Raw genomic sequence first — 20,815 nt, forward strand, 5'->3', positions numbered from 1 at the left:
TATAACTGAAATATATGACATAATAAATCAATTATCCAAAACGTTTTTTATTATACATCAAATTTATTCTTATGAAAAAGTTATTCATTATGGGAAGTGGTATTTCATTATTATTTATGGCATCATGTAATGATTCAGAGGATAAGGGTACCGCTACAGTTAATGTAAGGCTCACGGATGGGCCTGCAGCTTATAGCGCTGTTAATATCGATATTCAAAAAATTGAAATCGGCGTTAACGGAGGTTGGGTTCCGCTTAACTTTCCTAAACCGGGCATTTATAACCTTCTTGATTTTAAAAACGGAGCAGACGTTGCCTTAGGACAGGCCACACTTCCTGAAGGAAATGTTTCCCAAATGAGAATGATCCTTGGCCCTAATAACAGCCTGGTTTCAAATGGAGTAACGTATCCGTTGCAGACGCCATCAGGTGAACAAAGCGGATTAAGGTTTAACTGGCATCAGACTTTGGTGAGCAACGGAGCCTATAATGTATGGATAGATTTTGATGCCGGAAAATCTATTGTAAAAACAGGAAACGGGTCTTATATTTTAAAACCTGTAATCAGAACGTTTTCCGAACTGACAAACGGACAGATTAAAGGTTATGTACAGCCTCAGGCGGCAAAAGCTGTCGTACATGCTATTACTGCAACAGATACTTTAGCGACTGCAATTCCTAACCCGGATGGGTTTTATATGTTTTCTGGGCTTCCGCAAGGAAATTATACGGTTTCTTATGATGCAGATAACAGCACCGGATATGTAGATGAGAATACAGGAAATGTATCAGTAGTTTTCGGACAGGTTACTAATCTGGGAACCAAAACATTACATCAGTAATCCAATAATCAGTTAAATAATGGTAAACCTTATAGGAGCTCAGTGCCTATAAGGTTTTTTTATGTGAATTAACCCACCTGCATTCCGTTTTTTGTGGGTAATGAAGGGGTTAAAAGAGTAACATCTTTTTTGTCTTCTCCATATAATCCTAAGACCAGGCATTCACTGAAGAAATTGGCAATCTGCTTTTTAGGGAAGTTAACCACGGCTAAAATCTGTTTTCCTATCAATTCTTCTTTCTTATAGAGGGAAGTGATTTGCGCAGATGATTTTCTGATTCCAAGGTCGCCAAAGTCTATTTCCAATTGGTAGGATGGGTTTCTTGCTTTTTCAAAATCATTTACCGAAATAATTGTTCCGCATCTGATGTCTATTTTTTCAAAATCTGCCCAGGTTATGTCCGGTTTTATGTTCATGGTAATGTACTAATTAAATGTTCTACTTCTGTTTTCTGTTCTGCATATTTTTGTTGTAATTCTGAACCTTCACCCATTCTTTTATAATATTCCAGGGCTTTTCCGCCGAAGAATTTTTTATGAAAGTCGGAAACGTCAGGAACCTGTGGAAAGACTTTATGAAAAAGCATTTCATAGTAAGCCTGGAATTCTCTTTCATTTTTGTCTTCAATTACTTGTCCCGGCGCTTTTTGCCGTACATGAAGCATTTCGTGGGCTACCATGTTCAGAACAAGGTTCAGATCAAAATCAAATAAATTTCTGGGAATCATTACGGTTTGAGGCCCTCCAAGTTCTCCTTCTGCAGTAAGAAGCATCGAAGTAGGAGAAAGTTCCTCCCTGAATCCAAAACCTGCAAAATTCTCATGTTCCAGATTAAAAGAGTGAATTAAATATTTGGCTGCATCCAGAATCTGGTTATGTTCTTTATAAGCTTCAAGGTGTAAATTAACCTGTTCAAAATTCATTTGGAATATGTTTTATAACAAATGTATTAAAATATTAAGAAATTAAAAGATTAATCAATAGCCCCTGATGAAAAGCTGAACTTACTGTATAATCTGTTATATTAAAGTTATTATTCCAGTTTTAATATTCTTTTCCAACGGTTTCCGTCAAATTCTAGAACATCTTTTCCACCAATAGACCACATGATTCCATCGGCCGCAGATAAATGATAACAGGAGCCTGGTTCAATATCATTTCCAAAATCAATGGGAATCAATTCTTTATCTACTAATTTATACACAGCATATAAACTTGAAACATAGATGGTATTATTAAATTCTATAATTCCCCAAAGGTCTTCATGCTCTGTTTCAATGACTTCCCATTGGTTTCCACGCCCTTTAATTATAATTCCGGCCATGCCACATCCATAGATAAGACCATCGCTGGCCGTTCTTATTTTTGTTAAATGATTTTTAATTCCTAGGTCTATTTTTCTGAATTGCTCACCATCATACCTCCAAAGATCACCTTCCCAACCAGCACAATATACTTCATCATCTGAAAACCCAGCTACAGACTCAAAACACTTGTCATATTTTTCTTCATTCTTTTCATAAACCTGTGCTGTTGTATCTAAACACTTCCATTGATTTTTATCGGTTCTCACATAAACCTGGCGACATGTGCCAACCGCATAAGCCTTACCGTCAATAGCATTTACTTCTCTTAGAGGACCTCTTTTTTGCGGACCACCATTTGCCGTGATTTCTTTTTCAGTTGTAATTTCTCCGCCTCCTGATGTTTCTATCTGCCCATATTCGCCAAGTCTGATGCATTTTTCTTCGGGATAATGTATTACTGCTTCTGAAACTACAACCCAGTTTAAGCGGTCACACCCCCAAACGCCCCTATCAATTTCTGTATCGTATGTATGTTTGTGGCCATCTTTTAACTGCTCATTATCAACTATTGAAAGGTAACATAAATCATTATAACGAACAATACCGGTTGTAATACTGCAACCTTCCATGGCTTTTGCAAAATCTTGTGTACTCATTAAAATCTGTAATTAAAGTGTTCATTTTTTTTACTCAATTATAATATCTCTGATGTTAACAGGGCCTGTGCCTTTATTTTACCAGAGGTATTATCATTTTTCAAAAATGGTTATTTTATTTAGCAAAACTACGAAAAAGCAGAATGCTAAGTATCCTGGATAGTGTTTTAATGATTTGCTTTATATTCTAAATGTTAATTGTACCCACTTAAATAAAATCCGTATCTGATATAAAATCATCATAACGGAAGTGAGAAAATAGAATAGTAGGCTATGAAGCCTGTTTGTTGTTTAAATCAAGCTTTTGATTTTATTTTCTTTTTCTATCTGAGCCTCACCCCACTGTTTCAGGTAATCGATAAAAGGAATCAGTTCAAGGCCTGTCTCGGTTAAAGAATATTCCACTTTTGGAGGAACCTCATGGTAAACTTTTCGATGAATAAGTCCGTCATCTTCCAGTTCCCGTACCGTTTGGGTCAGCATTTTTGGGGTGATGTCTGATAACGCTTTTCTCAGTTCGCCATAACGCATCACATTTTTGGTATGAAGGTACCATAAGATCCGGCCTTTATACTTTCCGCCAATACGTTTGAAAGCATAATCAACAGGGCAGGATGGTTCATTGGTTACTTTTTTTATTTTTAACATTTTTTTAATGTATTGATAATCAATAATAGTATGTTTTAAGTATGTAGGTTACAAAAAAGTACATACTTGTCGTAAAGATACGATCAGATTACATTTGCTCTATAATTTAAAAAATAAAAATATGAAAGCTGTTATTATAAACGAAGCAGGAAATGTAGAAAATCTTCAGTTCACAGAAATAGAAAAACCAACAATAGGTGATGATGAGGTCCTGATAAAAGTGATATCGGTAAGCATCAATCCGGTGGATGTTAAAGCAAGAGCATACGAAGGCGTTTTAAACTGGATCTTTGAAGAGAGCCGACCTGTTATCTTAGGCTGGGATATTTCAGGGGAAGTTGTGGAAACCGGAAAGAATGTAACTGATTTCAAAGCAGGTGATGAAGTTTTTGGAATGGTCAATTTCTTTGGTAACGGAAAGGCCTATGCAGAATATGTAGCAGCGCCGGCCTCGCATTTGGCATTAAAGCCTCAGGGCATTACTCATTCACAGGCTGCGGCAGCCTCAATGGCAGCAGTTACCGCATATCAGGCATTGGCAGATGTTGCTCACATTAAAAAAGGGGATAAAGTAGTCATTCATGCTGCTTCGGGAGGAGTAGGACATTTTGCTGTTCAGATTGCCAAACATTTCGGAGCTTATGTGATAGGAGTTTCTTCAGGTAAAAACAAAGATTTTGTCCTTTCGTTAGGCGCGGATGAACACATTGATTATACTACCGAAAATATTAAAGACAAAGTGCAGGATGCTGATATTGTTATAGATACTATTCAGGGGGAAACCTTATTGAATTCTGTAGATATTGTACATGAAAATGGAATTATTGTAACCCTTCCATCACCGGAAATTCCTGAAGAAGTGAAAGATAAGGCCAGTCAGAAAGCTGTAATTATTGAGTTCATGATGGTTCAATCTAAACAGGAAACCATACAGGCAATTGCGGGGTTATTGGCTGCCGGAATCTTAAAACCTGCTGTTTATAAAACATTTCCGTTTAAAGAGATCAGGAAAGCCCATCTTGAAGTGGAGACCAATCGTGTAGCCGGAAAAGTAGTTGTTACCTTATAATAAAAAACAGGACCGGAAAGCAATTTCCGGTCCTGTTAACAAGATTAAGCGTAAAATTTAACCCCTTAAAAAGGCAAAAAAGGATAATTCAAATGTGATTTTTATTGATTGAGCCTTAATCTATGTTTAGTGGGATTGATAGTAATGGAACTTTGTTTTTATAAGCCATGATGGCTGTTTTGCTTCGGTGGAAGAATGATTCTACAAGATTATACCGGTAAGGAACCATCGTCAGCATATCCGCATTAGTAAGTTTCACTTCCTCTTCAATAGCTTTGATGATTTCAATAGACTGGATCATCTTGAAGCTGTACTTTATATCATCAAGATCATAGCCGGCATTCAGATCAATATCAAGAATGACTTCCGTAAAATCTTCTACGCTCTCGCTTACGTTAAATACCTCAACTTCAGCATTGAACTCATGGATGAAAGAATAAATGTCATTCATGGCAGACCAGGTGATAGATTTATGCGTGTCGTAGGCAAAGAGAATCTTTCGGATTCCTGTATATTCTATATGGCCTGGGATAATCAATATCGGTTTTTTTACTCTGTGAATGGCCTTGATTACATTGTTTCCCAAAAGCCTCTGTTCAAGGGTTTTTTCAGCCATTCCCATAACAATAAAGTCACCTCCTGTGGTTTGTATACATTTATTCAGCTCCTCAATAAAGTTTCCTGAAGCCAGATAAAACTCTGTTTTTACAGCATACAGCCGGGTTATTTCGATAGACTTATCGGTAAGCTTTTGTTGATTTCTCAGGGTCTGTTCATAGAAAAAATCAGCAGATGCCTGGGCGTTCAGAGCATGAATAGAAATACTTTGTAAATTGAACAGGATAATATTATATTGGTTTTCCTTAGCCATAGAAGCCGCATAATGAACCGCGTTTTCAGCTTCCTGGGAAAAATCTGTGCAGACAATTATTGTTTTCATTGTACCGATTTTGATACAGCAAAACTAGGATAGAAGCCGGCTGTATTGTATTAAAAATGAGGTGACGTTGCATAAAATGATGATGAAATGTATTTTTTAGGTGATGAAACGTCCGGGCTTCATTTGAACTCTTTTATTTTACGTTTCAGGGACGGTTTTGGCGGTCTCGTTGAAAATGGAGGAGCCTTTTCTGAAATGTATTTCTATATTTACATTCACAAAGCCTTGGATAATGAATAGGGTTTCTACCATCAGAAAAAATTTAATACGAAGCAAAAAGATCCTTTCCGCCATGAAAAGGAGGCTGGTGATCTGGGCTGTAGCGGTGATTGCTTTCTGTGGGTTCTCCTATCTTATTGATCCTTTTGACCCGGTCTGGCAGAGTTATTTGGAGACCCCGTTGAAAATGTTCATCGAAGATGCCCTGTGGGTGTTCTTTTTTTCAATAATTATCTCGGAGGTGAGTATATTTATTGATTCTACACTCAATAAACTGCTTCCATGGAAAGACAGAACCGTTAAGCGTTTGCTTATCCAGGGGTTTTTACAGATCGTAGGAAGTGTTCTGATTGTGATGATTATCAACACCATTGTAGAGTCCACTTCAGATAATTTGCCGGAAATGGATTCCAGAAAAGAATATACATTATTAGGACAGTGGGTAGCCACCAATATTGTAATATCACTTATTATAAGCGGATTTAATACCGTAGATTATTTACTTCAGAACTGGAAAAGAACCGCTGTAGAAGCAGCCCAGCATAAGATCAGGGCTTCCAAACATAAACAGGCAGCAATGGCTGCAGAACTTCAGGCTCTTAAACTGCAGATAGATCCCCATTTTATCTTTAACAATCTGAGTGTGCTTTCTGAGCTTATTCTGGAAGATCAGCAGCTAGGATATGAGTATTCTGAAAAATTTGCACGGGTGTACAGATACCTGCTTGTTAATTCCAAGAAGGATATCATTGCCGTAGAAGAAGAACTGAAATTCTTAGACTCATACATTTTCCTGATTGAAAAAAGAATTGGAGAAGGAGTCATTTTTAAAATTGATGTTCAGGAAGAATACAAATCCATGTATACGCTTCCCCTGTCCCTGCAGCTGTTGGTTGAAAATGCCATCAAGCATAATCAGACCTCCAAAGCAAATCCGCTGGAGATTCATGTGTATACCAATTCTGAAAGTGAACTGGTGGTTTCCAATACATTTTTACCCTTGATTAATAAGCCGGATTCCTCAGGTGTCGGGCTTACCAACATCATTGCCAGATATGAAATCCTGGGGTATACAAAACCGGTTATAGAGAAAACAGAAGACAGATTTATTGTAAAACTTCCATTGATATGAAGATTAATAAAATTTTAATAGTAGAAGATGAAAGACCTAATGCAGACCGTTTAAAAAGGCTTTTGCTAAAGCTCAGGCCTCATATTGAAATTCTTTCCGTAGAAGATTCAATAACGTCTGCCGTAAATTGGTTGCAAAATAATGTGGTTCCGGATATCATTATGATGGATGTTCGCCTGGCAGATGGATTAAGCTTTGAAATTTTTAATAAGCATGAAATTAAAAGCGCTGTAATTTTTACCACTGCATACGATGAATATGCAGTACAGGCCTTTAAATACAACAGTATAGACTATCTTTTAAAGCCAATAGAAGAAGAAGAACTGGATGCCGCTCTGAAGCGCTATGAGACCTTTATGGAAGCTGTTCCGGTTGTTGGCTCTGCTATTGAAGGATTACTTAACTATATTCAGCCTAAAGACTACAGAAAACGTTTCCTTATAGCCCATCGCGATGGATATAAAACTGTATTGGCAGAAGATATTTTATATATCTATACAGAACTGGGGATCAGTAAAGCGATGTTGAATACCGGAGTTGTGGAAAATATTCCCCAGACACTGGAAGAACTTGAAAAACAACTGGACCCGAAATTCTTCTTCCGTGCCAACAGACAGTTTATCATTCATATTGATTCTGTAAAGCAGATCTTCAATCACTTTAATGGAAAACTCAAGCTTGAACTGAGAAAACAGCCGGAAATGGAGGTTATTGTAAGCCGGGAAAAGGCTTCCGTATTCAAATCCTGGATGGATTATTAGCAAGAGGCCGGAGGTTACTGAAGGTTCCAAAGCTAAAGGTATTTTTAATTATCTAATTGTTTCTGTAATTGTAAAACGTTATTCATACAATTATAACTTCCAGCTCCCGGTTTTATATACTTCAAAACCCGCTTACAAATTGCTAATTCCAATTCTACTCAGTTTTCTTTTTAGGCTATAGTTTGAGCCTGCCCGCTTAAAACCCAATGTAATTGACCCTGTGTTTGCAAAACTTCTTTATTTGATAAAAACTTAAATGATTGCCTTGTTTCTTAATGTTCTGATATTATGTAATTAGATCGGGAAATAACCTGGGCTCAGAGTTTTAATTATGAGGCGTATAAATTTAACCCTCAACCGTATTTTTGAAATATTAAAACGAAAAAGTGCCTTTTTATCGTTCTGAACGGCGAAAATAGCTGCTTTCCTTTCATTTTTAGTATCGTACGCTTCATCTGCGATTAATTACGTTTCACTTTATTTTTAGATAAACATCCTTATTATATAAGCTTATTTTGCTGCTGTAAAATTTAAAAACAAATGTTATGAATTACAGAAAAGGATATCTGGCACTTTCACTTACGGCTGCAGCAATACTGTACTCCTGCGGCTCAGGAAACGGGCAGGAAAATGCTCAGCAGGCAGTGGCACTTCCTACCGATTTTATTCAGGTGACCACAGGGAATGAAGACATAGCAACGGGATATCCCGGAAGTATAGAAGGGCAGGATAATGTGGAAATAAAGGCTCAGGTAACCGGATATCTGGAAGCTGTATATATAAAAGAAGGGCAGTTTGTCAGCAAAGGACAAACGCTGTTTAGAATTAATCCGGCCGTGTACAATGAGCAGGTAAACACCAATGAAGCCGCTTTGAAATCTGCTTTGGCAGCACAGGAAACAGCAAGGCTCGAAGTTGAAAAACTAAAACCTCTTGTAGAAGGAAAAGTGGTTTCTGATATGCAGCTTAAAACCGCTCAGGCCAATTTAAAGGCAGCATCTGCCCAGGTAGCTCAGGCACAGTCTTCATTAGGCTCTTCAAAGATCAATGCGAACTTTACTTACATCAAAGCACCGGTAAGCGGATATATTGGAAGAATTCCTAACAGGGTAGGAAACCTCATCAGCCCTTCAGATGCATCACCATTAACAACTCTTTCCAACATCAGCAGTGTAAATGTTTACTTCTCCATGAACGAAGCCGATTTTATTGCCCATAGCAGGGCTGCAGCTTCAGGAAAAAGTGCTGAAAATGTAGAACTTATTTTAGCAGATGGCTCTACATATGGATTCAAAGGAAGACTGGAAAATGCAAGTGGGAATTTCGACAGAAATACGGGAAGTATCCAGATGAAAGCGGTTTTCCAGAATCCTGATAAATTATTAAGATCAGGAGGAACAGCAAGAGTCATGATTTACAATGCGCTGGATGGCGTGGTGAAACTCCCTAAAACCTCTGTAAAAGATATTCAGGATAAATTCTTCGTGTATAAGCTGGAAGGTAAAGACAAGGTGAAAATGACACAGATTGAAGTATCAGGAAGCACTTCGCAGGATTACTTTGTAAAGACAGGAGTGAGTGCAGGAGATAAGATTGCTGTTAACAGAATAGACGCTCTTACAGACGGAGCGCAGGTTGTAGCTAAAGTAACTCCTTCGAAATAATTTTTATAATCATTCTTAGAAAATTCAAAAATGTTAAAAAAGATAATAGACCGTCCGGTATTGGCAACGGTAATATCCCTTATCATTGTCATTTTGGGGATCATAGGATTAAACCAGCTGGCAGTGACCAGATTCCCGGACATTTCTCCACCTACCATTACGGTTTCAGGCTCTTATCCGGGTGGAAACAGTGAAACGGTGATCCGTTCTGTAGTAACCCCTCTGGAAGAACAGATTAACGGGGTAGAAGACATGAGCTACATGAAATCCACGGCAAGTAATGACGGAACATTTACCATCTCTGTTATATTCAAACAGGGGGTAAATGCAGATCAGGCTGCAGTAAACGTTCAGAACAGAGTACAGCAGGCCACACCGATTTTGCCACAGGAAGTGGTAAGAATGGGGCTTACCACCTCCAAACAGCAGAACAGTATGGTGTTGATTTTCAATATTTATACTGAAGATAATAAACAATATGATGAAACCTTTCTTCAGAACTTTGCCAATATCAACCTTATCCCACAGATTAAAAGGGTAAAAGGAGTAGGGCAGGCACAGATCTTTGGAATTAAGGATTACTCTATGAGGATATGGCTTAATCCGCAGAAGATGGCTTCTTATGGGTTAGAGCCAGCTGATGTTTCCAGTGCCATTGCAGATCACAGTTTAGAATCTGCTCCCGGAAAGCTGGGTGAGGAATCGGATGCAGCTTTGGAATACGTAATCCGGTACAAAGGAAAAAAGAATAAGCCGGAACAATATGAAAATATGGTCGTTAAAAATGACAGAACCAATGTTATCAGGCTTAAAGATGTTGCCAGGGTAGAATTTGGTTCCATCAATAACAGTGGGGATAACCTTTCCAATGGCAAGAACGCGGTTACAGTTGCCATTATGCAGACAACAGGATCCAATGCCAATGAAATTGAAATAGGTGTAAACAAAGCGATTGATCAGTTGTCAAAATCTTTCCCGCCGGGTATCAAATATACCAAAGTTATGAGTACCAAGGAAAGACTGGATGAAGCAACAGGACAGGTTAAATCTACATTGATAGAAGCATTTATCCTTGTATTTATTGTCGTATTTGTCTTTCTACAGGATTTCAGGTCTACTATTATTCCGGCCATTGCCGTTCCGGTTGCTATTATCGGTACATTCTTCTTCCTTCTGGTATTAGGATTTACAATTAATGTATTGACGTTGTTTGCCCTTGTACTGGCGATCGGAATTGTTGTAGATGATGCAATTGTAGTGGTAGAAGCAGTTCACAGTAATATGGAAGGAACAGATCTTTCGGGAAGAGATGCTACCCACAAAGCGATGAGTGAAATTACAGGAGCTGTTATTTCCATTACATTAGTGATGTCAGCCGTATTTATTCCAATTGGATTTATGTCCGGTTCTGCAGGATTATTCTATAAGCAGTTTGCCTATACATTAGCTATTGCAATTATTATTTCTGCGGTAAATGCCCTTACTTTAACACCAGCTTTATGTGCGGTATTTTTGAAAAACCACCATACTGAGGAAGGTGGAAAGGCAAAAGGGTTCGGGCAGAGATTTGCCGTTGCCTTTAATGCAGGCTTCAATAACATGACAGAGCGTTATGCAAAAGGAGTAAGATTCTTAATTGGAAAAAAATGGATCGCAGCAGGATTGGTAGCCGGAATTATAGGACTTTCCGCATGGCTGATGTCCAGCACAACTAAAAGTTTCGTTCCAATGGAAGATGACGGATTCTTCATCTATTCATTGAGCATGCCGCCGGGAACCGGATTGACAAAAACAACGGAAGTATCCAATAAGATCAATGCGATCCTAAAAACGATAGATGCTGTTCAGGAAAATACTTCCATTACAGGGTTTAACCTCCTAAGTAACAGTGCCGGGCCGGCATATGCAATGGGATTTGTGAAATTAAAGCCTAAAAAAGAGAGAGGGGCTGTGCAGGATATTGACGAAATTATGAATATTGTTAACGGAAAACTGTCTGTTATCAAAGAAGGAAGCGTAATGAGTTTCAGAATGCCACCGGTAGAGGGATATGGAGTAACCAATGACGCCGAGATCGTACTTCAGGATCGTATGGGTAGAGACCCTCAGGTCCTAAAAGCTAAAGCTGATGATGTGATCGGACAACTGATGCAGGTGCCTGAAGTAGCTTATGCTTACACCATGTTCAGGGCAGATTATCCGCAGCTGGAGCTTGAAGTGAATGAAGACAAAGCCAAACAGTTAGGAGTAAGTATTTCCAACTTGTTAGGATCGGTTCAGACCTATTTTTCAGGAGACCAATCTCAGAATTTCTCCAGATTCGGGAAATTCTACAGAGTGAATATCAAAGCTGACGGTGTTTTCAGAATGGATGAACAGGCGTTCAATGATATTTTCGTGAAAAATAGTAAAGGTGAAATGGTTCCGGCAAATACTCTAATCACTTTGAAAAAAGTATATGGCCCGGAATCCGTTCAGCGCTATAACCTTTACAATTCCTTGAATATTAACGTGGTACCAAAACCTGGAATAAGTAATGGTGCCCTGATGGATAAAATTGAGCCAACCCTGAATAAACTGCCTTCCGACTACAGCTATGAATGGACCGGATTAAGTTTGGAAGAAAAATCAGCAGGAAACCAAACGGTTGTAATCCTTGGATTGTGTTTACTCTTTGTGTATCTGCTTCTTGCAGCACAATATGAAAGTTATATTCTTCCTTTAGCAGTAATGCTTTCCATCCCAACGGGAATTGTAGGGGCATTCCTGGGCATCAAAGCAATTGGTCTGGATAATAATATCTATGTACAGGTAGGATTAATCATGCTTATCGGCCTATTGGCTAAAAATGCGATCCTTATCGTAGAATTTGCCGTTCAGAGAAGAAAATCAGGACTTTCCATTCTGGATTCTGCACTGGAAGGAGCAAAGGCTAGGTTACGTCCAATTATCATGACCTCATTAGCCTTTATTGTAGGGATGATTCCGTTGATGATTTCTACAGGAGGAATGGCTTCAGGAAACAAATCCATTAGTGTGAGTGCTGCGATAGGAATGTTGAGCGGAGTAGTCTTAGGAGTATTTGTAATTCCTGTTCTGTATATGTTCTTCCAATATCTGGATGAGAAATTTTCATCCAAAAAGAAATATCCTGTAATCCAAAATCAATTGACCAATGAGAATATTTAAGATAAAGAATTTCCTTATTTCAGGTGCAATGGCTTCTATACTGGTATCTTGCGCCGTGGGAAAGCCCTATGCAAGAACAGATCTTCAGGTGCCGGAAACTTATAAAGAATCCGTGCAGGTAACAGGAGATACCGTGGTACTTCCGTGGAGAACTTTTTTTAAGGATCCTAAATTAATTGGTTTAATAGATAAAGCCTTAAGCAGAAATAATGAAGTGAATGTTGCCCTGAAAAATATAGAGCAGCTTGATCTTATGTATAAAAAGGCTAAGTTATCCCTTCTTCCGACATTAGATCTCAATGCAGGAGCCAATAGAAGCTGGGCATCCAAAAATACACTTAACGGATCGCTCAATGAGCAGTTTGCGGGAACAACACATATAGATGATTTCAGTGCCAGCCTGAGGCTTACATGGGAAGTAGACATCTGGGGAAAAGCAAAGATGCAGAAAGAATCTGCAGCGGCAGAATACTTTGCACAAAAAGAAAACCTGAATGCTGTAAAGAGCAGGATCATTGTTCAGGTGGCTCAGGCTTACTATAACTTGCTCAGTCTTGATGAACAGATGAAAATTGCAGAGCAGAATATTGAATTAAGCAGCAATACCCTTAAAATGATGGATCTTCAGTTCAAGGCAGGGCAGATTAACTCCTTAGCTGTACAGCAATCCGAAGCGCAGAAAAAAACTGCAGAACTTTTGATTCCTCTGGCTAAGCAGAATATATCTATTCAGGAAAATGCATTGAGTATCCTTTGCGGAGAATACCCGGCAAAGATTGAAAGATCAGGAGACCTTAAAGCGATGATTCCTGAGAATAAACTTTCAGAAGGACTTCCTGCACAATTATTAAGCAGAAGGCCGGATCTGAAGATGGCAGAGTTCAATGTGATAAGCCTGAATTCAAAAACAGGCCTTGCGAAGGCTGCAATGTATCCAAGTATCAGCTTGAGCCCGCAGATTGGAGTCAATTCTAACAAATTCAACTCATGGTTCGATATTCCGGGGTCCATTACAAAAGCGGTGGCAGCTAATTTAGCGTCCCCTATTTTTCAGAAAAAAGAGTTGAAAACCGCCTATGAAACCGCCCTAATTGAACAGGAAAAAGCGGCTATTAATTTTAAACAGGCTGTAATGACAGCTGTAGGAGAAGTTTCTGATGCTATGGCAAGAACGCAGGGAACTTCAGAAAGATTGCAGCTTTTGGAACAGAGAACAGCTATCTTAGACAAAGGAATCGGTGATGCCCTGAAGCTATATAAAAGCGGAATGGCAACTTATCTTGAAGTGATTACAGCTCAGAACAATAAACTGCAGAATGATCTGGAAGCCATTAATGTAACATTAGAAAGGTTAAATGCTGAGGTAGATCTTTACCGTGCTTTGGGTGGTGGAGTACAGTAAATGTAATTAATAAACAGTAAAGTAAAGGAAGCTGCATTGGCAGCTTTCTTTTTTATTGTATAATACTGAAATATATTCAATTAAATCACTAAAATATTAATTTGTAAGTAAATGTTGTTTTTTTATATCCATAAAATCAGTTAGTTAGATATTTTTTTGTTTTTTTTGAAAAAAATGATGCAAGATTTCCGGAAAAGAAGATTTATATCAATGAGTACTCGGAATAATTAATGTTTAATGAAAAAATAATGCAATGAAAAAATTTACAGTATCTCAATTTTTAACAGCTATTTTAATTGTACTAACAGGAGTTACTTTATACTCCTGCAGTGTAGATGGTCCGGAAATAAGACCGGTAACACTGGAAGATGTGAATGGAAACTATAAAGGGCGGCTCATTACCATACAAGGAGATAGCAAAACAGAAAAAATAAAAAATTTTAAAGCCCAAAAAGATACGATCATGTTTTCAGAATTTCCGGTGGATGAAATTGTGAAAACAGTAATAAAAGACCCGTTAAAAGCGGAAGCAGCCATTAAAGCTATAGGAAAGGTGAAGTATGAAATTAAATATACTGCTTCTTTAAATGCTGCCAGCAATGTAGTAGAACTATCTTTAGCTCCTAAACCATTGGAAGTACTGATTCCTGTAGAAGGTGGAACTAAAAAAGCAGAGGTAGGAATGGTTGCTAAACAGAAAGGGTTTTATGTAGGGATGGATGGCTCATTGCGATTTGCTTTGACTGCAGAGAAAATTACCGTAGACGGTACAGTACTTGCCCCTTATGAAACGATTAATTATAATTTTCCGTTCTGTGTAAAATATTAATTAATGGTTATTACTATAAATAGATTGTATTTATACGATGCAATCTATTTTTTGCTTTAAAATTTTAATTAATATATCGTATACTGGAGCAGTACATGGGAGAAAGTAAAGAACAGATTTTGGTAAGCCGCCTTCTGCAGAAGGAGGAAGCCGCCTGGAAGGAGCTTTTTGGGGCTTATTCAGGAAATCTGTCCTATGTATGTTCCCGGTATATCAATGAAAAAGAAGATGTGCATGATGTACTTCAGAATAGTTTTATTAAGATGTTCCGTTCCATAGAATCATTTGAATATAGAGGAGATGGCTCTCTGAGAGCATGGATTACCCGTATTACAGTGAATGAATCGCTGAAGCATATCAGGCGGAAAGGAGACTTTAGATCTTCTGTTGAGGTAGATGATCTTCCTGATCTCCCCAATGAAGAAGAACCTGATTTTGAGGAAATTCCGAAAGACGATATTATGAGATTGATCCAGTCTCTTCCGGACGGATACAGGACTGTTTTCAACCTCTATGTATTTGAAAAGAAAAGTCATAAGGAAATTGCATTGCTGCTGGGAATTGCAGAAAATTCTTCAGCATCACAGTTCCACCGTGCAAAAGGACTGCTGGTTCAGAAAATAAAGGAATTTAAAATGTCAAAAAAAGCACAATATGAATAACGAGTGGCTCAATAACCTGCGCAGCAGAATGGAGAACCATGAAGAAGAGGTTCCGGAGGGATTGTGGGATGACATCAGAGATAAACTGTTCTCAGAAGAAGAGGATAATAAGTTGATAACAGGTTTTATTCCTGCAATTGATGCTGAAAATAAAGAACAAAAGGTAGGGGAAACAAATGTTGGAGGTAAATTCTGGCCGTATCGTATTGGGGGTATTGCTGCTGCAGCTGTTTTAATCTTTATGATAATGAAAATAGTACCTGAAGAAAATCAGAATACACTTTCAGAGAGCATATCAGGTCCTAATAAAAGTAATAAAAGAACAGATACAGATCTGCCTTTGAACAATGCAGAACGGGAAGAGAGTAAGGAGATTTGGAAAAAATCAAAGGCCGATATTTCTTTAGCTAGGAATGATTTTAATACAATGTATCATTCTGTTAAAAATATGAAACAGGCAAAGTTTGAAAGGGCAGGAGGAAAAGAATCAGAAAATAACGGAAACATTCAGGAAGTTATACCAACAGCTAAATTAGAGCAAAGCATCTTAGTTCCTGAAGAGAATAAGATTAATGAACTGCCTTTAGCTAATAACAATGTAAAGAATAAAGATGTTGAAAATGAGATAAATAGAGTGGTAAAAGAACTGCCTGGAAAATATGCAGATAATACCAAAGGCAGGAATATAAAGCCAGTATCTGAAAAAAAATGGATGCTAAGTATGCTTACAGGAAATGCATCATCCAATTCTGCTGAGCAGCAGTTTCATGGTTATGCCTCTGTAAGCGGGAAACCACTGAGCTTTGAGCAGGTATGGACAGCGTCTGAATATGTAGAAGATCCTTTGACACAAATACTGCTGGCCAACCAAAACAAGCCTGTAGAAGCAAGAATCAGGCATAAAGTTCCGGTAACATTCGGACTGTCTGTGTATTATAATTTAGGTAAAAGATGGGGGATAGGAACGGGGTTGAATTATACCAAGCTGGCTTCCGAGCTTCATTCCGGAAGCAGTGATAATTATATTAAAGGAGAACAGAAAGTTCACTATATCGGAATTCCTGTTCAGGTTAACTATAATATCATTCAGAAAGGGAGATTTACAGGATATGTTACAGGAGGAGCACTGGTAGAAAAATCTGTATCAGGAAGTATTACAACAAGTTATGTAGTAAATGATGAGGTAAAAGAAACTTCGGAGGAAAAATTGGATCATAAACCGCTTTCATTTTCAGTGAATACAGCAGTTGGGCTACAGATGAAGGTAGTAAACAGGTTGGGTATTTATGCAGAACCCGGGATAGGCTATCATTTTAAAGATGAAAACTCTCCCAATACCATTTATAAGGAAAAACCCCTGCATTTTAATGTGAAATTCGGGATCAGATTGTTGATTGATTAATGCTGATGACTTTTAAATAGAAATCAACTTAAATGTCAATATATATGAAAGCAAAACTGATTTTTTTAGCATTTTTATTGTTCAACCTTCTGAATATAAAGGCGCAGTGCACCCCTACCATTACCAGTCCAAGATTAGGAGCTCTATTCGCAGATAAGATCCTGTTCTGTGAGAGTGAAGATGAAATACTCTCCACTACACAAACCTATTCCACTTATCAGTGGTACAAACAGGAATGGACATGGCAGACTCCTAATAACAACCCATGGGAAGCCATTCCCGGAGCTACCTCACAACAGCTGACAATTAATGGTAATGACCAGCTGTATTATTTTAAAGTAGAAGTGACACAAGGAGATTGTACAGCAGAAAGCCCGGCAGTAATGGCAGATGGATATGTTTACGGCCTTCCCGCTATGATTTCTACCTTTATTCCGGGAACTTATGAAATTGTAGACGGTGGAATAGCCCATGTATGTAATGAGGCACCAGTAACGTTTGAGGATGTTTTTCCTTTAGTATATGGCGCTCATACCTGGTTCAAATGTGTGCCGACAACTATGGCACCATTTACAGGAGATCCTTGTGTAGTTCCTAATCAGTCTGGAGATACCTTCACCACTTCTGAGCCAGGAGAATATGGTTTCTATGCCTGTACAGAATATTGCCCCAATCAGTGCCAGATGTTAGACCCTTTTGCTTTTGTAAAACTGGAATATGGTAACTGGGATTTCTGTGGGAACTTAGGAACAGGAGAAACTGTAAAACCTAAGGAAAACAAATTAAATATATACCCCAACCCCACAGCACAGTTTCTTTATATCGGAAAAGAATCAGAAGAATATAAAGAGATTGCCATTATGGATATGTCCGGAAAACTGGTTCTTAAGAAAAACGGCCATCAATACAAACAAGCTATTGATGTAAGCCATTTGATACCAGGAAATTATATTGTCATTTCCAAAAGTGTTAAAGGCGAAGTTTATAAAAATAAATTGATAAAGAAATAAAGGATTAAATAATCTTTTCGTTAGTTTTTAATAGTGGTTAAATCGGCACAATTTGTTTTGTGCCGATTTTATTTTGTATCAACTTAGGTGAGTAGTTTTAAGAGGTTACAAAATTCCGTTATCAAAGAAGTAAAAACTTTGATCCAGGATTAAAAAGACTCTAAGATGATTGTTTTTTATTCATCCCGGCCTGATCTTCCGATTCTCCAGCTTTCCAGTAAGACACGGCATATAGGGCACGGGAATCAAGAGATGCATCAGCTTTGAAATAATCCCGAAGTTCTTTTACTGTAGAATATTCTGCTGCTACATACACATATTTCCTCTGCTCGTTTTCCGGAAATTTAAACTGTTTGGCCGTTTCTGCAAGCTGGCTTCCTCTTTCCGGTGCCGGATTATGAAGCCATTCAATATCTACATTAGCAGCTGAGCAGGAGAGTATTTCATCTTCTTTTCCAAATATTTCCATAAGTACTTTTGCATTTACTCCTTCAGGTAACTGTTCTAAAATAGCACAGATAACGGGTAAAGCAGTGGCATCGCCTACCAGCAGATAAAAATTTGCTTCAGGAACCAATGGTCTTGTACTTTCTTTCATACCAATACTTAAAAATCACCTTTCTGTACCTTTAATGCCCATGCGGATGCGGGACCATTATCTCCATGTGCTACGAAATCAATGCTCAGTTCCCTGTTTTCGAGATCAATTTTTCTGTTGGTATAGGTTCTTACGGTTTCTTTTATATCTGTCTCATCTGTAGGGATAAATATCTTGTTATTTGAACCTGATTTTACATTGGACAGCATTTCTGCCTGGTTATCATTAATATCGAAAATAACCCTGATAAAATGGGGGCTGATATATTCTTTATGTTTCACATGAAACACTGAACGTATTTTTTTTGTTTCGGTTGAGTTCATTATGATTAATTTTATGGTATTTGTGTTTCTTATTTTGTGCTTAATTTATTGCTGCAAAATTAGAATGCTTAAAAAAGCAAAACTTTGATCTGAGTCAAAAAAAATAAGTAATGGTCAAAACTTTGGAGCCAGATTGATTTTCTTTTATAATGATAGTGTGCTGATGAAGTTTGATGAGCGTATGGCAGTATCACAGGTCAGTGGTTTGCTGTAAATACCTGACTCTTTATTTGTTGTTAATTGAAGTTGTTAAGAATTGACCTGAATTTAAATAGCCAATTTCCTTAAAATCATTTTCGAAATCATTTTTTATGTAGAAAATTATCAGCGTAACTGTCAGATTTTTAAAATAGTATATTAATTATTTTTACTTCAAAAACGCACCATGCTGATTAAAATTTATGGAAGTGCCATTCATGGCGTTGCAGCCCAGACGATAACTATTGAAGTAAATGTAGACACCGGCGGAGTAGGATATCATTTAGTAGGACTTCCTGACAATGCTATCAAGGAAAGCAGTTACAGGATTTCTGCTGCTCTGAAAAATGTAGGATATAAAATCCCAGGAAAGAAAATTACCATCAATATGGCGCCTGCAGATCTCAGAAAAGAAGGGTCCGCTTATGATTTGAGTATAGCGATTGGAATATTAGCTGCTTCAGATCAGATTCTGGCAGACGAAATCCAAAACTATATCATTATGGGTGAACTTTCATTGGATGGCAGTCTTCAGCCTATCAAAGGAGTATTACCCATTGCGATCCAGGCTAGGGAAGAAGGCTTTACAGGAATTATTCTACCTATCCAGAATGCAAGGGAAGCAGCTATTGTTAACGACCTTGATGTATACGGAGTAGAAAATATAAAGCAGGTTATTGATTTTTTTAATGAAGGAAAACCTATTGAAAAGGTAATTCTGGATACCAGAAAAGAATTTCATGAAAAAATTAATGATTTTCCGTTTGACTTCTCAGAAGTTAAAGGGCAGGAAACGGCTAAAAGAGCTATGGAAGTAGCAGCTGCAGGCGGCCATAATATTATTCTCATAGGCCCTCCCGGAAGCGGAAAAACCATGCTGGCCAAAAGAGTACCAAGTATTTTACCTCCATTAACCCTGAAAGAAGCGCTGGAAACAACAAAAATACATTCTGTAGCAGGAAAAATGGGTACAGAATCTTCATTAATGACTGTGCGGCCCTTCAGATCCCCACATCATACTATCTCAGATGTAGCACTTGTTGGTGGGGGAAGTTACCCTCAGCCGGGAGAAATCTCACTGGCCCATAATGGCGTTTTATTTCTGGATGAAATGCCGGAATTCAAAAGAACAGTACTGGAGGTAATGAGGCAGCCTTTGGAAGATCGTGAAGTGACAATTTCAAGAGCCCGGTTTACCGTTAATTATCCTGCAAGTTTTATGCTGGTAGCTTCTATGAATCCAAGCCCGAGCGGTTTTTTTCCTGATGATCCTAATAATACCTCTTCTGTTTCTGAAATGCAAAGGTATATGAATAAGCTTTCCGGGCCGCTTTTAGATAGGATTGATATTCATATTGAAGTGCAGAAAGTAGAATTTGAGCAGCTTTCAGAAAAAAGAAAAGGTGAAAAAAGTAAAGACATCCGGGAACGGGTTCTGAGAGCAAGAGAGATTCAGAATGAACGCTATAAAGACCTTAATATCAGTAGTAATGCTCAGATCGGTCCCAGGGAGATTGATGCATTCTGCGAATTGGATGAAACCTCTTTTAATCTTATTAAGCTGGCTATGGAAAAACTTAACCTTTCTGCCAGAGCATATGACAGAATTCTGAAAGTTGCCCGGACCATTGCGGATCTTGAGGCGTCTGAAAACATCTGTTCCCATCATATTTCTGAAGCCATACAATACAGAAGTTTAGACAGAGAATTCTGGAATGCTTAGCAACAGTCTCAGTATATTATTGATTCTATAAAGTTTTACTCTTGGTCTTTTTTCTGAGAGTAATTTTTTTTGTTGGGTATTATACTATATTTTTTTTATGTACTGTATTGTAATTCATACTGTTGTTTTTTATTCATTGTGTGGGATGATATGATAATTATGTAACACTTCATAGGGTTTATTATGTTAATTTTGATTATCAAATCACTAAACATATTTAATTATGAATTTTAATTAACAAA

20 protein-coding genes are annotated in these 20,815 nt (G+C 37.9%); 13 read left to right on the plus strand and 7 right to left on the minus strand.

All coding sequences use genetic code 11. The annotated features are described in order from the left end of the window. The first annotated feature begins 71 nt into the window (after positions 1–71). Complete coding sequence (locus EG339_RS05925; RefSeq protein WP_123869302.1) at positions 72–842, plus strand: DUF4382 domain-containing protein; 771 nt, start codon at positions 72–74, stop codon at positions 840–842. Between the two features lie 68 nt (positions 843–910). Here the strand turns inward: EG339_RS05925 and EG339_RS05930 are convergent, their stop codons facing one another. The 4 genes from EG339_RS05930 to EG339_RS05945 form a co-directional block, all read right to left on the minus strand. Beyond that, positions 911–1,258: a tRNA-binding protein gene (locus tag EG339_RS05930; protein ID WP_123869303.1), complete on the minus strand. Its 348-nt coding sequence runs from the start codon at positions 1,256–1,258 to the stop codon at positions 911–913. Then, positions 1,255–1,764: a hypothetical protein gene (locus tag EG339_RS05935; RefSeq protein WP_123869304.1), complete on the minus strand. Its 510-nt coding sequence runs from the start codon at positions 1,762–1,764 to the stop codon at positions 1,255–1,257. Before EG339_RS05935 ends, EG339_RS05930 begins: the two co-directional genes overlap by 4 nt. Before the next feature lie 110 nt (positions 1,765–1,874). Then, entirely contained in the window at positions 1,875–2,804 is a 930-nt protein-coding gene (locus tag EG339_RS05940) for a hypothetical protein (RefSeq protein WP_123869305.1), read from the minus strand. A 291-nt stretch (positions 2,805–3,095) separates the two neighbouring features. Next, positions 3,096–3,452 carry a winged helix-turn-helix transcriptional regulator gene (locus EG339_RS05945; RefSeq protein WP_123869306.1) on the minus strand — a complete coding sequence of 119 codons (357 nt, stop codon included), beginning with the start codon at positions 3,450–3,452 and terminating at the stop codon, positions 3,096–3,098. A 121-nt stretch (positions 3,453–3,573) separates the two neighbouring features. Between EG339_RS05945 and EG339_RS05950 the strand changes: the two genes are divergently transcribed. Beyond that, positions 3,574–4,521 (plus strand): NADP-dependent oxidoreductase, encoded by a 948-nt coding sequence (locus EG339_RS05950; RefSeq protein WP_123869307.1) that lies wholly within the window; start codon positions 3,574–3,576, stop codon positions 4,519–4,521. Between the two features lie 115 nt (positions 4,522–4,636). Here the strand turns inward: EG339_RS05950 and EG339_RS05955 are convergent, their stop codons facing one another. Continuing rightward, on the minus strand, positions 4,637–5,461 hold the full coding sequence (locus EG339_RS05955) for a universal stress protein (protein WP_123869308.1): 825 nt from the start codon (positions 5,459–5,461) through the stop codon (positions 4,637–4,639). An 87-nt stretch (positions 5,462–5,548) separates the two neighbouring features. Here EG339_RS05955 and EG339_RS24170 point away from each other — a divergent pair, with 87 nt between their 5' ends. From EG339_RS24170 to EG339_RS06000, 10 genes are all read left to right on the plus strand, one after another. Further along, positions 5,549–5,701, plus strand: coding sequence for a hypothetical protein (locus tag EG339_RS24170; protein WP_164465410.1), 153 nt, complete (start codon positions 5,549–5,551; stop codon positions 5,699–5,701). After that, positions 5,694–6,812, plus strand: coding sequence for a sensor histidine kinase (locus EG339_RS05960; RefSeq protein ID WP_123869309.1), 1,119 nt, complete (start codon positions 5,694–5,696; stop codon positions 6,810–6,812). The genes EG339_RS24170 and EG339_RS05960 overlap by 8 nt, the downstream gene beginning before the upstream one ends. Further along, positions 6,809–7,573, plus strand: a complete 765-nt coding sequence (locus EG339_RS05965) for a LytR/AlgR family response regulator transcription factor (RefSeq protein WP_123869310.1) — start codon at positions 6,809–6,811, stop codon at positions 7,571–7,573. The genes EG339_RS05960 and EG339_RS05965 overlap by 4 nt, the downstream gene beginning before the upstream one ends. Before the next feature lie 545 nt (positions 7,574–8,118). Further along, a complete protein-coding gene (locus EG339_RS05970) occupies positions 8,119–9,237 on the plus strand; it encodes an efflux RND transporter periplasmic adaptor subunit (protein WP_123869311.1) in 1,119 nt (372 codons plus the stop codon). 30 nt (positions 9,238–9,267) lie between these two features. Continuing rightward, positions 9,268–12,426, plus strand: a complete 3,159-nt coding sequence (locus EG339_RS05975; protein ID WP_123869312.1) for an efflux RND transporter permease subunit — start codon at positions 9,268–9,270, stop codon at positions 12,424–12,426. Then, a complete protein-coding gene (locus EG339_RS05980) occupies positions 12,413–13,828 on the plus strand; it encodes an efflux transporter outer membrane subunit (RefSeq protein ID WP_123869313.1) in 1,416 nt (471 codons plus the stop codon). The genes EG339_RS05975 and EG339_RS05980 overlap by 14 nt, the downstream gene beginning before the upstream one ends. Before the next feature lie 253 nt (positions 13,829–14,081). Further along, on the plus strand, positions 14,082–14,657 hold the full coding sequence (locus EG339_RS05985) for a DUF4840 domain-containing protein (RefSeq protein WP_123869314.1): 576 nt from the start codon (positions 14,082–14,084) through the stop codon (positions 14,655–14,657). A 95-nt stretch (positions 14,658–14,752) separates the two neighbouring features. Continuing rightward, positions 14,753–15,319 (plus strand): RNA polymerase sigma factor, encoded by a 567-nt coding sequence (locus EG339_RS05990; protein ID WP_123869315.1) that lies wholly within the window; start codon positions 14,753–14,755, stop codon positions 15,317–15,319. Further along, positions 15,312–16,721: a porin family protein gene (locus tag EG339_RS05995; RefSeq protein WP_123869316.1), complete on the plus strand. Its 1,410-nt coding sequence runs from the start codon at positions 15,312–15,314 to the stop codon at positions 16,719–16,721. Before EG339_RS05990 ends, EG339_RS05995 begins: the two co-directional genes overlap by 8 nt. A gap of 44 nt (positions 16,722–16,765) precedes the next feature. Then, positions 16,766–17,731, plus strand: coding sequence for a T9SS type A sorting domain-containing protein (locus tag EG339_RS06000; protein ID WP_123869317.1), 966 nt, complete (start codon positions 16,766–16,768; stop codon positions 17,729–17,731). Positions 17,732–17,891: 160 nt separating this feature from the next. Here EG339_RS06000 and EG339_RS24455 read toward each other — a convergent pair whose 3' ends face one another. Next, the gene (locus EG339_RS24455; RefSeq protein ID WP_228459708.1) at positions 17,892–18,329 is read right to left on the minus strand and encodes a siderophore-interacting protein; all 438 of its coding nucleotides are present in this window, start codon (positions 18,327–18,329) and stop codon (positions 17,892–17,894) included. An 8-nt stretch (positions 18,330–18,337) separates the two neighbouring features. Continuing rightward, positions 18,338–18,652, minus strand: a complete 315-nt coding sequence (locus EG339_RS24460; protein WP_228459709.1) for a siderophore-interacting protein — start codon at positions 18,650–18,652, stop codon at positions 18,338–18,340. A 385-nt stretch (positions 18,653–19,037) separates the two neighbouring features. On the opposite strand from EG339_RS24460, the gene EG339_RS06010 reads away from it, so the two are divergent. Next, positions 19,038–20,573, plus strand: coding sequence for a YifB family Mg chelatase-like AAA ATPase (locus EG339_RS06010; RefSeq protein ID WP_123869318.1), 1,536 nt, complete (start codon positions 19,038–19,040; stop codon positions 20,571–20,573). Positions 20,574–20,815 lie beyond the last annotated feature (242 nt).

It is taken from the genome of Chryseobacterium bernardetii (genome assembly GCF_003815975.1).
GTDB classification, from domain to species: domain Bacteria; phylum Bacteroidota; class Bacteroidia; order Flavobacteriales; family Weeksellaceae; genus Chryseobacterium; species Chryseobacterium bernardetii.